Genomic DNA, 320 nt, shown 5'->3' with positions numbered 1-320 from the left:
TGCGGCGTGTCGGGCGGGACGATCAGGATCTGGCCGGCCGAGGCCTCGATCTTTTGGTCGCCGACCGTGAATAGGGCGGTTCCGGAGCGGATGATAAAGAGCTCGGCATAGGGATGCTTGTGCAGGCGCGGGCCACCGCCGATGTCCGGCAGGTAGTTGAAGATCAGACAGCTTTTCGAGCCGAAGGCGCCGCATTGCAGCTCGCCTTGCCAGCGGTCGGGCGCTTCAGCCCATCCATCACGCTCGATGACATGCGCCATGGCTGGAGATTAGACCGTCCCAGAGACCGCTGTCGAGGCGAAGCGGCACACGATTTCGTC

1 protein-coding gene is annotated in these 320 nt (G+C 63.4%); it reads right to left on the bottom strand.

Annotated elements, in window-relative coordinates; translation table 11 throughout:
• Window positions 1-260, bottom strand: a 260-nt coding sequence (locus EN869_RS33905) for a cupin domain-containing protein (RefSeq protein WP_135916144.1), incomplete at its 3' end; no start/stop codon positions are given.
• Between the last annotated feature and the right edge of the window lie 60 nt (window positions 261-320).

Origin of the sequence: Mesorhizobium sp. M2D.F.Ca.ET.226.01.1.1 (genome assembly GCF_004022705.2) — a bacterium.
Taxonomy (GTDB): domain Bacteria; phylum Pseudomonadota; class Alphaproteobacteria; order Rhizobiales; family Rhizobiaceae; genus Mesorhizobium.
The sequence above is the reverse complement of the archived record's forward strand: the minus strand, read 5'-3'. Positions and strand labels throughout refer to the sequence as shown.